Below are 14,532 nucleotides of genomic sequence, written 5' to 3' on the forward strand. Positions count from 1 at the left end.
CGGTGACTATTGCAGGTAAAGCTATTTGGCTTGGGGTTGGTAATGAATAACCCACAGCTACAATAGACTCAGCCCGATCGCACCCTTGCCATGCCTCCCTGTGACATCAGCCGCCGCACCCGCAAGCGCATCTTGATCGCGGCACCCCAGACATTGAAAACTACCTACGACGCTCCCGCCGATGCCTTTGATGGCACTGTGACGATCGGGGGCGTTGTTTATGATCTGCTGCGGGTGTTTCCTACCCCTGACGGCTATAAGCGACGAGAGCGCAACCGGGAAAACAAGGGGCTACGGTTCAACTACGATCGCGCCACATTCACGCCTTACACCCCTGGCAAGGACGTGGACATAGAGATCACAGCGATAGTCAACGCGGCCACAGTGCGGGTATTGCAGGCGGTGTATGAGCTGCACGCGACCTCGGGCATGAGTGGTGGCGCTGCGTCCCTGGTGACGCTGTACGATTATTGCAGGCCAGACTTAGCGGACTGGGCCACGGCGATCGCGGGCAATACCGAGCCCGTAACAGTGCGGCATGGTGCGATCGAGCTAGGGGAGATGGGCGCGGTGGTGGGTCGTGCGATCGGGCCGTGGTCGGAGCAGGGGCCGGTGACGATAACGTTTAGGCAGGTGAGTTAGCCGTGCAGTTTCACCAGCTATCGGCCAAAGACCAAAAACGATACCGTAAGAAGTTTGAAGAGAGCACCGTTAGGGCGATGCAGCGGTATGAAGTCGCACCCCGATGGCTCAAGCAAATTAACCCATTGCAGGCTGCGATCGTTGACGGTGACTTTGATCGGTATGCCGAGTTGCTAGACAGCGTTGACGATGACGCTTTGCAGCAAGAGATCATTGCCCCGGGAACAAGCCAGGAAGTTAAACCTGAAGATCTCGACTATCAAACGTATTAACCCCAATGCCCTGGACTCTCGCCAACCCTTATCTCCCCACCATTGCCACCCCCACCACATCACCAGGGGGCTTGCTCAGCACGATCGCAGGCGGAACCAACGGCGGCGGGCCCCTCGCTACCGTAGACTACGCCCCACCGATCGCGCAGCAACACCCCACGACGATCGCCACGACGGGCACGATCGCGGGCAGCACCTACACCGTGACGACCGATGCCGTGGCGGTCTTTGCGGTGGGCAGCAGTGGGGGCGCGGTGTGGCGTCCGGCGGTAGATGTCGAGGCACCAGAGCCGGGTGAGTTTGTTTTCAACCCTTACACAGGCGCGATCGAGTTGACCCTGGGCGAGGGGTTTGAGCTAGTGCCGGGGCAGGCGGTGAGCGTGATCGCGGCGGCATCGGTGCTGACCACTGACCTGGTGCAGGTGGTGCCGCCTTTTGCCAGGCAGGTGCAGCTGCGGGCTCTGTCGTGGGGTGTGTCGGTGGAGGAACACCCCGGCGGATCGCTCGAGATTCAGGCCAACGATGTCACACTTCCCGCCGTCAAGTCACTATTGAGTAAGGGCACTGAGTTTTCACTCTACGGCATCGGCTTCAGATGCGGGCAGATGCGGATCGCTACAGCATCGCGCCGTGACTTTCCTGTGGGTCTGCACGTTGTTAGCATTGGCCTTGAAGGCAAGTGGCAGAATTACGTCGAAGAACCTTACCCCTGGCGCAAGCTGGGGCAGTTCAGCGCGGGCCAGGCAGACGCAGCCGTGGGCGATGAAGTGGTCGCCGCCTCGGTTAGCCTCGTAGAAATCGCAGATGTGATCGGTGCGGTGTACCAGGGGCCTGCGGGTGTGGTGCCAGTGCCGGAGAATGCAGGGCCGGGTGAGTCTACAACTTTTGCCCAGGAGGTAGGCGATTTCACCCGCATTAATGCCTCAGTTATTGACTACAGCAGTGCCGATGCGATCAGAATGAAGCCGATCGCAGGTGGCCGTGTCTGGGACTATCGAGGCGCGGCGCTGATTGGCGACACCCTGGTTCAGGACGTGGGGGCCGTGTCGACGCCTTCGCAGTTCATGCCTAGCGAGTCGTTGCTGATGCCTGAGCCAGTGCCGGGACTGCCGTCGTTGCCCGGTGCGATCGCGCCTTACACCCTGCGCGAGGAATCGGGCAGCGGAGTAATAATTGAGTGGGAAAATGTGCAGCTCACTGGCGAGTTCAGCGAGGTGGCTGAGGCAGACGAAAGCGAGGGCACACTAGCCGATGGCGACGGGCGATCGCGCTGGGTCAAGAATCGCCGCGAGGTGACCGTGCTGGGCGAGGGTGATCCTGACCCGACGTTGCCGCCTGCGGGCGCGATCGCGGTGAGGGATGTGTCGTTGAACTTCGATCAGAGCGGCCCTACCAAGACGCTCACCCGCACGCGCAAGGAAGATGGCTTCATCGTGCTGGTCGAGCAATGGCGCTACGGCTATGCGTTCACGGCTGCGCAGGCCACGAACGATGACGGCGAGTTGCGGGGTGTGCCGTCGGCGTGGTGGAAGGTTGTGGAATATACCCGCAAGGAACGTGCGATCGATCGGGCAAACACGGGCTACGCCTACGGCTGGAACACCACAGGCTGGCGGCTGGGGCGCTTCAAGCAAGAGACAGCGACGAATCCCGAAACACTGGGCCTGGGCTCGGGCGATCCTGAGTTGAAGCTGTACCAATTTCAGCAGGTGCCGATCGCTGAACGAGAGCGAGAACTGCTGCGCCAGCACCGTGACTACTACGACAACATCGACGTGCGCGATCAGCAGGGCGAGGTCGTGCAGTACACCCTGCCCGATGGCACCCAGGCCAGCACTTACCTGCGCAATCCAAACTATGCCGAGCCTATGTTCGTGGCCTCGCATAGCCGGGAGATGATCGCGTTCATCTCGACGCCTAACCCAGACAGTGCCGATGATGCACCGCTGCCACCGCTGATCAGTGGGCGCGAAGAATTCAGCCGCATGGCCAGGCAGTTGGAGCCAGGGCGAAAGCGTCGCATCAGGATTGGTGGGGCCGAGCAACCGGGCGATCGCACCCCTGATCGCTACACCGATTATTCGTCTGGCTTTACGGCCCAAGATGGGCAGTACGACAATTCTCTGGAGAATACGCAGTTTCAGGACTACGAGGGGCGACCTGGCGAGGCAGATCGCTTGCCACATGAGTACACGCAAGAGGCACCGCCAGAGGGCAACGAGGGTAGCACAGCGGGCGATGATGAGGCAGCAGGGCAACGGCTCTACCTACTGAACTCAGGGGCACCGACGCAGACTCTAGGGCAGCAACTCAACTACCCACGGGCGGCGACGCTGGAGCAGGGGCTAACGGCGGCACGGACAGACGCGACGCTGGAGAACTTGGAGCAGGGCACGTCAGAGCAGGTGACGATCGCCTGGAACGATGCGATCAGGCCTGGCGACATGTTTATCTACGAGGATGCCGGGGAGGTGCGGCGGCGGTGGGTGCAGTCCTGCGAGTGGCAGCCCGAGTTCGATCGCGATGGGATGCGGGGCGTGGTGGTGCTGAGTCTAGCGCGATGGGTCGATGCCGGGACGCTGCTGTCGTTTAGTGCGATCGATCTGCCTGCGTCGGGTGGCGGGGGCGGTGCAGATGGGGGCGGCGATCTGGTGGTGGGGAATCGGTTTGATCGGTTGACGACGCTGGGGGGTCTGTTGCCGTTGGCAGTGAAGAGTAGGACTAGGGGGAATTATTAGTGAACTTTAAGAAAGGTACTTTCATGAATCAGCTCCAGATCAATACACAGGGCAGAAAATACAACAATCCAGGCGACAGCCGCCTATTGCTGTTCCGATGGGTGTCGTCTAAGTTTCTCTACGGTTCTGGATGGAAAATTTCGTTTTCGATTCATCCCCGCCTTTGTTATTGGAAAAGGGATTGGCGAGAATTTCGCTTAACTTTGCTGGGACTGAACGTTCACTTTAGACGGCAGTAATTTACCTGATAGAGCAAATCATGAGCACGATCGCAGAAACCGCCGCACAGCTCGCCGCATTGCTCAAGGCGCAGCAGCCCAAATTCAAGGCGACCGCCACGACACTGGAGATCACCCAGGGGCGCACGACTCAGGTGGTGAATCTGGAACAGCGAAGCACGGGCGGCAGAGGGGTTCAGGCGCGATAGGGCAGTGTGTCGCGATCGTGCTGAGGTGATGTGCCGGTGGGGTGTGCCAGATATTCCGCGATCGGTATTGACGTAACAGTCAGTAGGCGCTACATTGATAACAACCGGGCGGGATCCCCGGTATACAAATTCCGCCACCTCCGGCCAGTGACGCGAACTCAGGCACGGAACCCCGGCTGCAATAGTGCCGGGGTTTTCTGTTTCTACCCTATGGTGACCCCATGACAAACCCCGATGCGCCTCAATGCCCCGCCTGTGGGCATTCACCTATGAATTCCGCTGGCAAGCGCTGGCGGTGCCGTGAGTGCGGCAAACAACTGGTCAAAAACCCAAAACCGAAGGGCGGCTATCGTCACGGCACCAGGGGCGGCACAGCAGAGAAAGAGCGGACTAGGGCAAGTCGTGCACGTACTGGCAAGACTGGGAATGAGGCCCGCGATCGCAAAAAGAACAAAAGCGCGGAATAGTGTGCCAGCATTATGTGCCAGATATTCCGCCCGCGATATTGACGTAACACTCAATCGGATATAAATTAAATACATGCCCGGCGGGGAGAAAACCGCAAGGGCAGTGGGGGAAGAGCCCACGACGGGGGCCACAGGGCACACCACCCCTAGGGAGGGGCAAAATAGCCCGCAGTTGTACTCACCACGGAGATGACGACCATGGATGCGATTTCTACCGCTTACCTGAACGCTGTTAACGCTGGCGACGAGGCAACCGCTACCGCACTGCTCAACCGGATGTTTAACGACTACGGCGACGCACTGGGGACAGCGGCCAACCGACTCGACGAGGCCGCCGCTGCCACTCTGGGGCTTTTCGAGGCTGCAAACGAGTTGGTCGCCGCGCACAGCTAGCACCGATGCCCCGGTTCACGCCGGGGCTAACACGGTATCCCGAACGAAATAAACATTACATTCCTTGAACAAAACAACTGTGCCAGCGTGGTGTGCCAGATATTTCGAGATCGGTATTGACGTAACACTCAATCGGATATAAATTGATTACATGCAGCACCCACTACACCGCTGCCCCACCCACCGAGGAATTCCACCATGCAACTATTCGACATTTTCCAAGGAGACGAAACGGCCCAGTACACGATCAACCTGATGCAGATCTCCGACATCGATCGCACCAACGACGACTCCTGGGAAGTGACCACCGCCAGCGGCAAGGACTACACCCTCGAAGATGACGACCTCGCCCGCTTCAGAGCCGCCCTAGGCCTCTAATTCCACGCCCTGGGCACGGCGCAAAACTGCCCACACCGCCCACCACTTCACGGGCACTACAAACCACTATTCGGGAATTACGATCATGTTCAACACCAACTGTTTTGCTCATGGCATTGCCCAATCTATTGGCGACACCGCCATCGCCTACGCTTTAACTGCCGCCCGCTGGGGTGTGCTGGGGGCTGAGTGGTACTACGAGGCATTCTTTAGTGCAAATGCACAACAGCGCTACCGACTCATCGGCGAAATTGTGGGGCATTGCCTCATTCTGGGGCTACTGGCCTGGCGCATGGCTCAGCAATGGGCCGACGATGAGGTGCAGGAGGCAATGATTGCCGACGATGTCATTGTCGAAATACCTTGCAGCTTCTACACCGACGGCGAAAAGTATTGGAGCTATGGAGAGGACTGTTATGTACAGTCGGTGGCTGTAACGGTTAGCCGCTCATTCCATTGGGAAGAAGATTGGGAATTGTTAGAAGCTGTTGAGGCAGGAGACAATCGCGTCAAAATAGCTGTACCACCGTTTTAACCATGACCCGCCGCAACGCTCTCACCCGCAAGATGCGCCCCGATCCCGCCGCGATCATGGCGACCGACCTAGCCCGCGATCGCCGTCGCATCCTGGCGCAACCCGTGCCGGATGTGGTGGCCTTGGGTGCGATCGAGGCTGTTATGGATGAAATATTCTGACAATGAAATGGCCTAAAGGTAAATACAACGGTCGAAAAATAGCGGGCATCAGGTTTAAGCTGGCCATCAATGTTTTCAATTGGCAATGGATGCCCCATTACCGCGCAGGCGAAGCAGCATTGTCCTACGATTGCTGGGTTTTCTTTCGCTGGCTGTGCTTCATGATTCACTTTGGCGCTGAATACGAATGATGCTCAGCGTTCCGCGCGTACAATAGGGGCATTCCACCCAGCGCGATCGCCCCATGAGCCACGTACAATACGCCGCCCTTCGCCAGACGTTGCCCGCCCCGACGATCGCAGCAGTCAGCGGCGGCAATCTCAGCGGCAGCGGCACTATTGAGCTTACGTACCAGGGCCGCAACCGCGCAGGCTGGAACCTCCCCACCGCCCTACAGAGCGTCAGTTACACCGCAGGACAACGGATCAGCATCACCATTCCAGCCACGGCACGGGCAGCGGGGGAGGACATTCACGAGTGGACCATCTCGATCGCAGCAACGCCCGGCACGGCTAACAGCATTAGACAGATCGCGATCGTGCAGGCCTACGACAGCGATCAAATCACGCCCCGTAGCTTACCCGCCACCATTTATCTAGACGAGCCCGAGCACATTGTTGTGGGCACTGGGCAGCAGGTGGCGACGTTGGCGGCATTGCCTGTGAGCGATGCGCTGATCAACGGCATGGTGCGCGAGGTGCTGAACATTGGCGATAGCACCGGGCGTATTCTTGAGTATCGGGCCGAGTCAATCGCCACAGCAGACAGCGATACCGTATTCCCAGCAGCGATCGGACGGTGGCACGCGATCCAGGGGTTCAGCACCTACATCACCGATACCTTGGCGGCAGGAGGATGCGATCGCGCTCTCAGTGCCCTAGACCTCGACAAAGTGATCGCACCGCCGCCCTATGCCGTAGACGGCAGCACAGGGACAGCGGTTAGGTATTGGTTCTTCGGCAGCCGCACCGGTGGAGGGCCAGCAACGGCAGAAGGCACGCGGGTGGGGTTGTTGGTTTACGACGGGGGTGTGGAGCGATCGGCCCAGTTCGATGGGCTGTTGAAGTATCGCTTCACGGGCTATGTCGATCCGAGTGATGGCACGATCGACACCTCCGGCATGACGGTCGGGGCTGAGCAGACCTACACATATGGCAAGGCAGGGTCACATGTACTGGAGAAAGATCTTCCGTCGGGTGAGGCAGCAGAGTTTGCTGTGGCCCCTGACTTTTCGCTGGCAGAGGCCGCAGACTTGGTGCAGGGGGCAAAGATTTCGGTGAAGCTGCGGGCCTACACCCAGGCAGGTAGCGTCAACCCACTGCCGGGGTTCTTTGGCAATGCGATCGCGCCTGAGGGTGATCGCCTGCGGGTGGTGCCCGACGGCAGCGGCGTCAAAGTCTTGAGCGGTGCAGCTGCGGTAGGCACCCTAGCATTTCCTGTGGTGGGTGAGCAGCAGGTGGTGGGCCTCGCGGAGAACACGGCGGGGCAGTTCGTGCACGTCAATGGCAATAGCATCGCTTATGTAGACGACGGCGCTCCGGGGCAGCAGGAGGCGATCAGGGCCAAGGTGTCGACGGCAGCGGGGCGATCGGCTGCGGGGGCTGCGAGCAGCTATGCGGTGGTGGGGGCGGGCGATACCCTCACGGTGACGGTGAACCACGGCAGGGTGGTGCGATCGGACTATCCCGAGCCGAGTGGGGCCACGTCGGTGCTGGCGGGCAGTAGCGATGGCACCTTCACGCCGCCGCAAATGGCTGTGTACTTGGAACGACAGTCTGATGGCGAGTTGTGGGAGTACCTGTTCCCTGTGACGGATACGGCCACGCAGGAGGTGACGATCGCGTCGTTGGCCAGTGCCGATGCTATGCCCGCGTCAATCCCGGTTGCGCCATCTGCCAATTACTCGCTGTTTGCCCCAGGCGATGCGTCGCTTGCATCGCCTGCTGGCACTAGCGACCTGACGGCGGGCAGCTACCGGGTGCGCTTCGCCTATGTCTACGACGGCGGACAGGTGACTGCGATCCAGCATGAACCCGAGTCGCCTGTGGGGGATTGGCTGCGCGAGGTCGATGTGACTTTGGCGGAGCTTGCAGCAGGGGCAGGCGCGGGCGGCACTCAACTGCTCTACCGTCTGAGTTCGGCAACGACGGCACCACCTGGGGCGGCTGAGGTGTCATTCAATGATCCGGTGCCGGGTGATGCCTTTGAGATTTATGTCAGCACCACAGCCCAGAACGGCATAGACGCAACCTCATTTCTGGAGCAGCTGCAACCTGCGGCTAAGGTGTTGATCGCCAATCGCTTCGACAATGGCGGCCACGTTTTCTACGACGTGGATTTTGTGTCGGAGGAAGCGGGCTACTATGCGATCGCGGTTTCTGCCATCAGCAGTAGCGGCATGCTGTCGAGCGATGTGGTCGTGGGCTTTGTCTTTGCGGGGACGCCGGGGGCAACAGGGCCAGCGGGACCTACCGGAGCTACAGGCGCGATCGGACCAGCGGGGCCGCCGGGGGCGACGGGGCCACAGGGCGATCCAGGGGCGGGCATCAACCCTAGGGGCGCATACAACGGCTCAACTGCCTACGCTGTGGCAGACTCGGTGAGCTATTTGGGCAGCAGCTACATTGCGATCGCGCCTACAACTGGCAACCTGCCCACAAACACCAGCTTTTGGCAGCTGCTAGCGGAGGCTGGCGAGGATGGGGCAGACGGGGCAACGGGGTCAGTATCATCAGCGTCCACAATTATTTTGGCAGAGCAAGGCAGCACACCAAGCACGCCTGCCAGCGGCAATGTCACCTTTTACGCCAAGACTGATAATTTCTTACATTTTCTTGATGACTTAGGGAATGAGCGGCGCATCCCCTACACCAACATTCAGATCAATTTTCAAACGAACAACTACGTTCTGGCGCTGACCGATGAATATAAGCTGGTGACGCTTTCCAGCGCGGGGGTGATCACGCTGACGGTGCCCACTAACGCCACCGTCGCTTTCCCTGTGGGCACTCAAATTGTCATCAGGCAGGGTGGTGCGGGGCAAATTTCAGTGATAGCGGCAAGTGGGGTAATCATTCAAAGCAAGTCGAGCTACCTCAAGCTGTCGGGCCAGTACTCAGCGGCAACACTCGTCAAGATTGACACCAACACCTGGTGGTTATTTGGAGATTTAGCAGCATGATCCCTATGGCTTATGGAGCAGCAGCAGCTATCCCTGCACTTGGCGATCCGATTTTGGCCACGCCCGATCTGTACTGGTACGCCAACGCTAACTATGAAATATTCCAAAGCAATGGCGGCGCGGCGTCAGGCACGGGCAACCCAGTGGGCTACATCATTACGCGAGGCAGTAGCGCGATCAATGTTGAGCAACTGACCAGTGCGGCTAGACCGACGGCAAGCTTGGTCAATGCCAAGCCCAGCCTGAGTTATGATGGCGGCGACTTCTTTCAGGTAGGCGACAACAACGATTGGAACTTCCTGCATAACACCAATGGCTTTACTGCGGTACTGGCGTTTAAGAAAAACCTCAGCAATCCCGGTAATGTGCTGATGACATTGCTAGACACAGTGGGCATTTCATCAGCCAACATTGGGCTCACTATTTTCTATGACAACCGAGCCGTGGTGCCTGCGGTCGATCGTCTCCGAATCTTTATTGGCCGGGGTGTCTCGGGCGAACCATTGCAGGACAGGCAATCGTTAGACGGGAGGCTTTTTGGCACAGGGCCACATGTCATTGTGGTTCGGTTTGATGGATCGTCATCTCTTAGAGCCAATGTAGACGGCACGCAAGTTATAGCCTTTGATAGCAACAATTTTGGAGTTGCATCGAACGGCGATAGTACATTTCCTCTCAACCTGGCTCGAACCGGCAGTAACTTGTTTTATCTGACCGGCGAAATGCCATTCAAGGCGCTATTCAACCGACGATTGACCGATACTGAGGTGGAAGCGATCGAAGATTATTGGATAGCAGAGCTTGGGATCTAATCTTGGCATCACTTAAAGGCGCGATCGCGGTGTTCATTGCCGCCTACCATTATTGGGCTTGGGGCATTGGGCAGCCCGCCGACTGGGCCGTAAATCTGGCGCAATTTGGGGTGGTGCTGTTCTTTACGATGAGCGGCTATGGTCTAGCCCAGGGCTACCAAGTCCCAGTGAATTGGCGGCGATTTTGGAGAAGGCGGGCACAGCGCATCTTGCCTTGGTTTTGGGTAGCCACGATCGCCACGGTGCTGCTAGCAGGATGGCCTAGCCTGCGATCGCTGGTTCTCAACCTTATCCTACTGTGGCCCATCGTTGACCTGCGTGGCTATATCGCTACCGGGGCATGGGCGATCGGCTGTGAGGCACTGTTTTATGCCTGGTTTTGGCTGTGGGGGCTAGGTGGCTTTAGCCAGTGGACGGGCTGGGCGATCGTGGCGGCGTCTGTGGCTATTGGTTGGGCCATGCTGAGCCCTGACTACACACTGGCGGTGCAGTGGGCGGCGTGGATCAATCCCACGGTGCAGGCCTCGGCATTCTTCGCTGGTGCCCTGCTGGTGCCTCGTCTGAGCGCTAGCTGGGTATGGCCTTTGTCGTGGCTGGCGCTGTGTCTGCTAGTGCCGACGCCTTGGGCTATCTCCTGGCTGCGGCCTCTACTCATTGTGGCGGGGTGTGGCCTGGTGGCAGCCTTGGTGAAGTGGCGATCGCCCGCCGATATCCTAGGCAAATATAGCTACCAGATCTATTTACTTCATCCCATAGTCTGGAACTTATTGATTCTATGACGCTTGATCGCACTGCCAAAGAACTAACGGATCTAGTACAGCAAGCCTCCACAGTGCGGCAGTCATCTGCTCCTAGCGGTGGGAATGCGGGCACCACCATCTCGCTACGGTTCAACGGGCGACCATTCCAGGCGCGGTGCCTCAGTGCGATCGCGCCTGGACCAGTGGTCGCAGTGCTTACGACGACGGGTTGGGCTTGCATGCCTGTGGCAGCAACTCGGTTACTGGGCGTGCGCGAGGTCGAGTCTAGGCAACGACGGGGCGGCAGTGTGCCCGTTAAGATGATCATCTTTAGCTTCATTATTCGCCGAAATAGCGATAACAGGCTATTCCTGGCTAAGGGCCTGGATATTGGGGACCGGGCACCGATCGCGGCTGAAATGATGCAAGATTTGGGCGGCAGCGTGGCAGGTAGTGCAATCGTGCTAACGGTGGCGTATCAAGACCCTGCATTTTCTGTGGGCGCAGTCACATCGGCTATCGAGCCATTTGAGGCGCGATTTTTTGAAGGGATATACCCCGAGAGTGTGGCCACGTCCGAAATATTAAACAGTGACTTTGCCGCCAATTTTTCCAACAACAACGTCACTCCGGGGGGCTTTTGGCTGCACGAAGGGGCATGGGGCCAAGCTGCGTTTTCGTTTGGGGGTTTAGACCTGAACGATTTCCAAATCCAAAGCTTTGATGCCTCTGGCATTGTCAGCGTGAGCACGGCAGATAACCCCGAAGGCTCAGCGATTTCAGGCAATCCAGTAAGAAGCTACATCCTCCCAACGGTGCGGCTGCAACCTGGTGAAAGCACTGTAACCGTAAACGGTCGATCGCTGATTTGCAAAAACGATCTATCAGCCGCTATCTATTCTCTAGATGGCCTAGAAGGTAAATACTACGACGGCAGCCATCGCGACTTGATCCGAGGTGCTAACGTTCCCGGGATTGATGCACTTGGCACATCGGGCAGCACCAATTGGCAGGGCGATCGCATTTACCTGTTTGCCAATAACGCCGTCACCATTTTCGGCATCAATACGACAATCCCCTCGATCGAGCGTATTGCCGTTATCCCGGTGCAACTGCCTGTCGTTCCAGACGGACATAGTATCCAAATCGCCAAATGTGAATTCATAGAAGAGTAACCCATGGCAAACGATCGCAGCCTCGGCGTCCAAATCGACGAAAAAGAACTTGCCAGCATTGTGCGCCAGCTCAACCAAACCGCGATCGACATTGGGCAGCCCGCGATCGCCCGTGAGATTCGGCAGGTGGTGCTCGCTGATGTTGATGAGCGCTTTGCCTCGGCACCCTCGGTGGAGTCAGGCGGCGTGGTCTACGGCGGGGTGTACTGGCCGCCGCTGAGCCCTAGCTATTTGGCTCGGAGACCAGAGCGATCGGGCGGACAACTGCTGCGCGATACCGGTGAGCTAGAGCAATCATTCACAGGTAATGGGGCGGTGTTCCAGTCAGGCGCTGATGAGGTAGTGGTGGGAACCTCCCTACCCAAGGCGCGCGGGCTGCACGGTGGGGTGTTCTGGGGTGTGTCGAAACCTGATCTGGCTAGACCGATCCTGTTCGTGCACGATGCTCTAGCTGATGACGTAGTGGAGGCGATCGCGCTGGCCTTTGATAGGTTGCAGCGGAAGTCGTAGGAAGGGTGCAGGGAGTGCGAGGGGTGCAGGGGTCGAAATGCGATTTTTTTCGTGTGATCGCATTCCATTTTTTTGGAGAGCACACACCCCTTTTTTTTGAGCTTTTTTGGCCTGCACCCCCTGCACCCTTTGCACCCTATTAAGGGACAGTGACAAGACCGTGCGATCGCGTAGCCGGTGGCGGGCATATTCCTGATGTGGGCAGCAGTGCCCGAATGATGATGGTTCGATGAATGCTGAGCAAAGCATTCGGAACCTAGAAGGCTGCGATGTAACTATTGGAATTATTAAAGGTCTAACTATGTTGAAGCGATTGATCTTGCCTCTAGCCTTAGCCGCCACAACCGCCGCCGTGTTGCCAGCTCATGCCCAGGTCACTGACTGCGGCATGTCTGTGATGGTGCTGCCCAATGGCGAGTGCTTGGACATGGACTACATCACGGTGCTGGGTGCTAGCCGTCGCAACGTTGGACAGGCCAATGCCATCTATAACGAACTGTTTGACACCAACGTCAGGATCGAGATGATCTACAGCGAGTTCCCTCAGCTAGACAATGAAACTGAGGAAGAACGCCGGGAGCGCTACGAGTCGCTTTTGCGGGTTAGAGATGGCAGGGACGCAGTAGCCGCATCAGGGCAGAGCGTCGAAGATAAGCTATTCCCTCTGCATGTGCGGGCAATGAATGCTGTTGGCCGAGCCTACCGTTAGCGACCGCGGACTCAAAGCAAAGCCCCTGGCAGAGTTGTTCTACCAGGGGCTTTGCTTTAGAAGGATTAGCCCTGAGCATTCATTGAGCTAGATTCCATTGCCGCTAAATCGCTGTCTAATGTGCGGCGATCGTAAGGGTAGAGTGGTCCGTACTGCCTAGCCCACTGCTGGAACTCAGCGACTCCGCCATCATCTAGTCGAGTAGGGATGATTTTGGGTGCTCCATTGTCAAAGCAGAACAGGCCAAACCGTACATCAATCCATACCCATTCAATTGGAACCATCTCGCCGCCAACATGCCGACGCCGCACCACGTTAAAGGGCAATATTGATTTGACTTCGCTTTTCCAGTTGTTTTCGCCAATGGGCAGTCGTCCGATCGCCACGCAGTATGCTTTGTAGCAGGAATACAGCCAATCGATCGGCACAGGTTGCCGTGCCCCCTTGATGTCGGCAGGCTTCAAGCACTCGTCAATGAATGCCCAAGTGCTGCTGACATCGGGCTTAGGCGTCGGCACTGTCTCGGGCTGCGGGGCCGCGGCGATCGGTGGACTGCTATGTCCAAGCGCCGCTGACACCAGCGCCGGGTCAATCAACGCGAGTTTGTAGGCAAGGTCTAAGGATCGTTCTCTAGATCGCGATAGTTCTAGCTCTAGGCAGAAAGGCGCTAGGTCATCACGATGGGCGGGAAGTGATTGTTGCATCTGTCGCTCACACTCTAGGAAGTATTTGCGAATCTCCCTGCCCTTGTCTGTGCCTGCCATCATGCCCAGTGACTTGAAACAGTCAACAGTCAGAATGATGTGTTCGCTAGGACGCCCACCAGTAGAGCTTTTTACCCCTTTGGGTAGGAAATCAAAACCACTCTCAAAATTGTTTTTTAGCTTCTCTGTGGCCTTTTGCTTAGTACAGTAACCGAGCCACTGCCAAGCATCGTCAATATCCACAGGAAACTGGTCTTCAGATTGAACCAGTGCCAACGCCAAATCATGCGAAAATTCCATCAGGCTTTCCTTTGTGTTTACTACGGGGATAGGTCTAAGGCGATCGCTTTGCTTTCGAGGGCAGCGATCGCCTCCACTAACTACTGACATCAACACTTTGCCCTACCCACTCCAGCAGCTCTCCTGGCTGCACTTCGTAGGCATTGCAAATCTTGTCAAGCACCGATGATCGCGGCAACTGTTCAGGCTTGTTGTACAGGTCGTAGGCGGTGCGCTGGGCGATCCCAACATCCTGTCTAAACTTGTACGGCGTAATACCTCGAGCATCAACGAACTCCTTGATCCTGTTTTTTACCGCCATTCCATGGCCTTCCTCGGCATTACTATCATGCTAATAGTAGCATTAATCTCGGAATGGTCGCAAATTATCTCTTGAATGATACGGCGG

At 57.6% G+C, this 14,532-nt stretch carries 16 protein-coding genes; 14 read left to right on the forward strand and 2 right to left on the reverse strand.

Features of this window, described 5'->3' with window-relative positions; translation table 11 throughout:
• Positions 1 to 90: 90 nt before the first annotated feature.
• The 14 genes from H6F75_RS00460 to H6F75_RS00525 all read left to right on the forward strand — a co-directional run bounded on the left by H6F75_RS00460 (position 91) and on the right by H6F75_RS00525 (position 13,140).
• Positions 91 to 642: a hypothetical protein gene (locus H6F75_RS00460; protein WP_190748155.1), complete on the forward strand. Its 552-nt coding sequence runs from the start codon at positions 91 to 93 to the stop codon at positions 640 to 642.
• A 2-nt stretch (positions 643 to 644) separates the two neighbouring features.
• Positions 645 to 914, forward strand: a complete 270-nt coding sequence (locus tag H6F75_RS00465; protein ID WP_190748157.1) for a hypothetical protein — start codon at positions 645 to 647, stop codon at positions 912 to 914.
• A gap of 5 nt (positions 915 to 919) precedes the next feature.
• Positions 920 to 3,652, forward strand: a complete 2,733-nt coding sequence (locus H6F75_RS00470; protein ID WP_190748159.1) for a hypothetical protein — start codon at positions 920 to 922, stop codon at positions 3,650 to 3,652.
• A gap of 259 nt (positions 3,653 to 3,911) precedes the next feature.
• Complete coding sequence (locus H6F75_RS00475; protein WP_190748161.1) at positions 3,912 to 4,079, forward strand: hypothetical protein; 168 nt, start codon at positions 3,912 to 3,914, stop codon at positions 4,077 to 4,079.
• Between the two features lie 665 nt (positions 4,080 to 4,744).
• Positions 4,745 to 4,939, forward strand: coding sequence for a hypothetical protein (locus tag H6F75_RS00480; RefSeq protein WP_190748163.1), 195 nt, complete (start codon positions 4,745 to 4,747; stop codon positions 4,937 to 4,939).
• A 198-nt stretch (positions 4,940 to 5,137) separates the two neighbouring features.
• Positions 5,138 to 5,317: a hypothetical protein gene (locus tag H6F75_RS00485; protein ID WP_190748165.1), complete on the forward strand. Its 180-nt coding sequence runs from the start codon at positions 5,138 to 5,140 to the stop codon at positions 5,315 to 5,317.
• Between the two features lie 85 nt (positions 5,318 to 5,402).
• Positions 5,403 to 5,852, forward strand: a complete 450-nt coding sequence (locus H6F75_RS00490; protein ID WP_190748167.1) for a hypothetical protein — start codon at positions 5,403 to 5,405, stop codon at positions 5,850 to 5,852.
• A gap of 2 nt (positions 5,853 to 5,854) precedes the next feature.
• The gene (locus tag H6F75_RS00495) at positions 5,855 to 6,013 is read left to right on the forward strand and encodes a hypothetical protein (RefSeq protein WP_190748169.1); all 159 of its coding nucleotides are present in this window, start codon (positions 5,855 to 5,857) and stop codon (positions 6,011 to 6,013) included.
• Positions 6,014 to 6,257: 244 nt separating this feature from the next.
• A complete protein-coding gene (locus H6F75_RS00500) occupies positions 6,258 to 9,194 on the forward strand; it encodes a collagen-like protein (RefSeq protein WP_190748171.1) in 2,937 nt (978 codons plus the stop codon).
• Between the two features lie 5 nt (positions 9,195 to 9,199).
• Positions 9,200 to 10,006 carry a hypothetical protein gene (locus H6F75_RS00505; protein ID WP_190748173.1) on the forward strand — a complete coding sequence of 269 codons (807 nt, stop codon included), beginning with the start codon at positions 9,200 to 9,202 and terminating at the stop codon, positions 10,004 to 10,006.
• 2 nt (positions 10,007 to 10,008) lie between these two features.
• Positions 10,009 to 10,785, forward strand: coding sequence for an acyltransferase family protein (locus H6F75_RS00510; RefSeq protein ID WP_190748174.1), 777 nt, complete (start codon positions 10,009 to 10,011; stop codon positions 10,783 to 10,785).
• Positions 10,782 to 11,921, forward strand: a complete 1,140-nt coding sequence (locus H6F75_RS00515) for a hypothetical protein (protein WP_190748176.1) — start codon at positions 10,782 to 10,784, stop codon at positions 11,919 to 11,921. Before H6F75_RS00510 ends, H6F75_RS00515 begins: the two co-directional genes overlap by 4 nt.
• A 3-nt stretch (positions 11,922 to 11,924) precedes the next feature.
• A complete protein-coding gene (locus tag H6F75_RS00520) occupies positions 11,925 to 12,431 on the forward strand; it encodes a hypothetical protein (RefSeq protein ID WP_190748178.1) in 507 nt (168 codons plus the stop codon).
• 301 nt (positions 12,432 to 12,732) lie between these two features.
• Positions 12,733 to 13,140 (forward strand): hypothetical protein, encoded by a 408-nt coding sequence (locus H6F75_RS00525; protein ID WP_190748180.1) that lies wholly within the window; start codon positions 12,733 to 12,735, stop codon positions 13,138 to 13,140.
• Between the two features lie 65 nt (positions 13,141 to 13,205).
• Here H6F75_RS00525 and H6F75_RS00530 read toward each other — a convergent pair whose 3' ends face one another.
• Complete coding sequence (locus H6F75_RS00530) at positions 13,206 to 13,844, reverse strand: hypothetical protein (protein ID WP_190748181.1); 639 nt, start codon at positions 13,842 to 13,844, stop codon at positions 13,206 to 13,208.
• A 376-nt stretch (positions 13,845 to 14,220) separates the two neighbouring features.
• Positions 14,221 to 14,445, reverse strand: a complete 225-nt coding sequence (locus H6F75_RS00535) for a helix-turn-helix transcriptional regulator (protein WP_190748183.1) — start codon at positions 14,443 to 14,445, stop codon at positions 14,221 to 14,223.
• Positions 14,446 to 14,532 lie beyond the last annotated feature (87 nt).

Source organism: Nodosilinea sp. FACHB-131 (assembly GCF_014695395.1).
In the GTDB taxonomy this organism is placed as follows: Bacteria; Cyanobacteriota; Cyanobacteriia; order Phormidesmidales; family Phormidesmidaceae; genus Nodosilinea.

Excerpts from the sequence above, each read along its gene's own strand:
- H6F75_RS00485 (WP_190748165.1), top strand. The coding sequence starts at position 5,138 with ATGCAACTATTCGACATTTTCCAAGGAGACGAAACGGCCCAGTACACG.
- H6F75_RS00515 (WP_190748176.1), top strand. The coding sequence starts at position 10,782 with ATGACGCTTGATCGCACTGCCAAAGAACTAACGGATCTAGTACAGCAA.
- H6F75_RS00480 (WP_190748163.1), top strand. The coding sequence starts at position 4,745 with ATGGATGCGATTTCTACCGCTTACCTGAACGCTGTTAACGCTGGCGAC.
- H6F75_RS00505 (WP_190748173.1), top strand. The coding sequence starts at position 9,200 with ATGGCTTATGGAGCAGCAGCAGCTATCCCTGCACTTGGCGATCCGATT.
- H6F75_RS00495 (WP_190748169.1), top strand. The coding sequence starts at position 5,855 with ATGACCCGCCGCAACGCTCTCACCCGCAAGATGCGCCCCGATCCCGCC.
- H6F75_RS00475 (WP_190748161.1), top strand. The coding sequence starts at position 3,912 with ATGAGCACGATCGCAGAAACCGCCGCACAGCTCGCCGCATTGCTCAAG.
- H6F75_RS00525 (WP_190748180.1), top strand. The coding sequence starts at position 12,733 with ATGTTGAAGCGATTGATCTTGCCTCTAGCCTTAGCCGCCACAACCGCC.
- H6F75_RS00470 (WP_190748159.1), top strand. The coding sequence starts at position 920 with ATGCCCTGGACTCTCGCCAACCCTTATCTCCCCACCATTGCCACCCCC.
- H6F75_RS00530 (WP_190748181.1), bottom strand. The coding sequence starts at position 13,844 with ATGCAACAATCACTTCCCGCCCATCGTGATGACCTAGCGCCTTTCTGC.
- H6F75_RS00490 (WP_190748167.1), top strand. The coding sequence starts at position 5,403 with ATGTTCAACACCAACTGTTTTGCTCATGGCATTGCCCAATCTATTGGC.
- H6F75_RS00535 (WP_190748183.1), bottom strand. The coding sequence starts at position 14,445 with ATGGCGGTAAAAAACAGGATCAAGGAGTTCGTTGATGCTCGAGGTATT.
- H6F75_RS00500 (WP_190748171.1), top strand. The coding sequence starts at position 6,258 with ATGAGCCACGTACAATACGCCGCCCTTCGCCAGACGTTGCCCGCCCCG.
- H6F75_RS00520 (WP_190748178.1), top strand. The coding sequence starts at position 11,925 with ATGGCAAACGATCGCAGCCTCGGCGTCCAAATCGACGAAAAAGAACTT.
- H6F75_RS00460 (WP_190748155.1), top strand. The coding sequence starts at position 91 with ATGCCTCCCTGTGACATCAGCCGCCGCACCCGCAAGCGCATCTTGATC.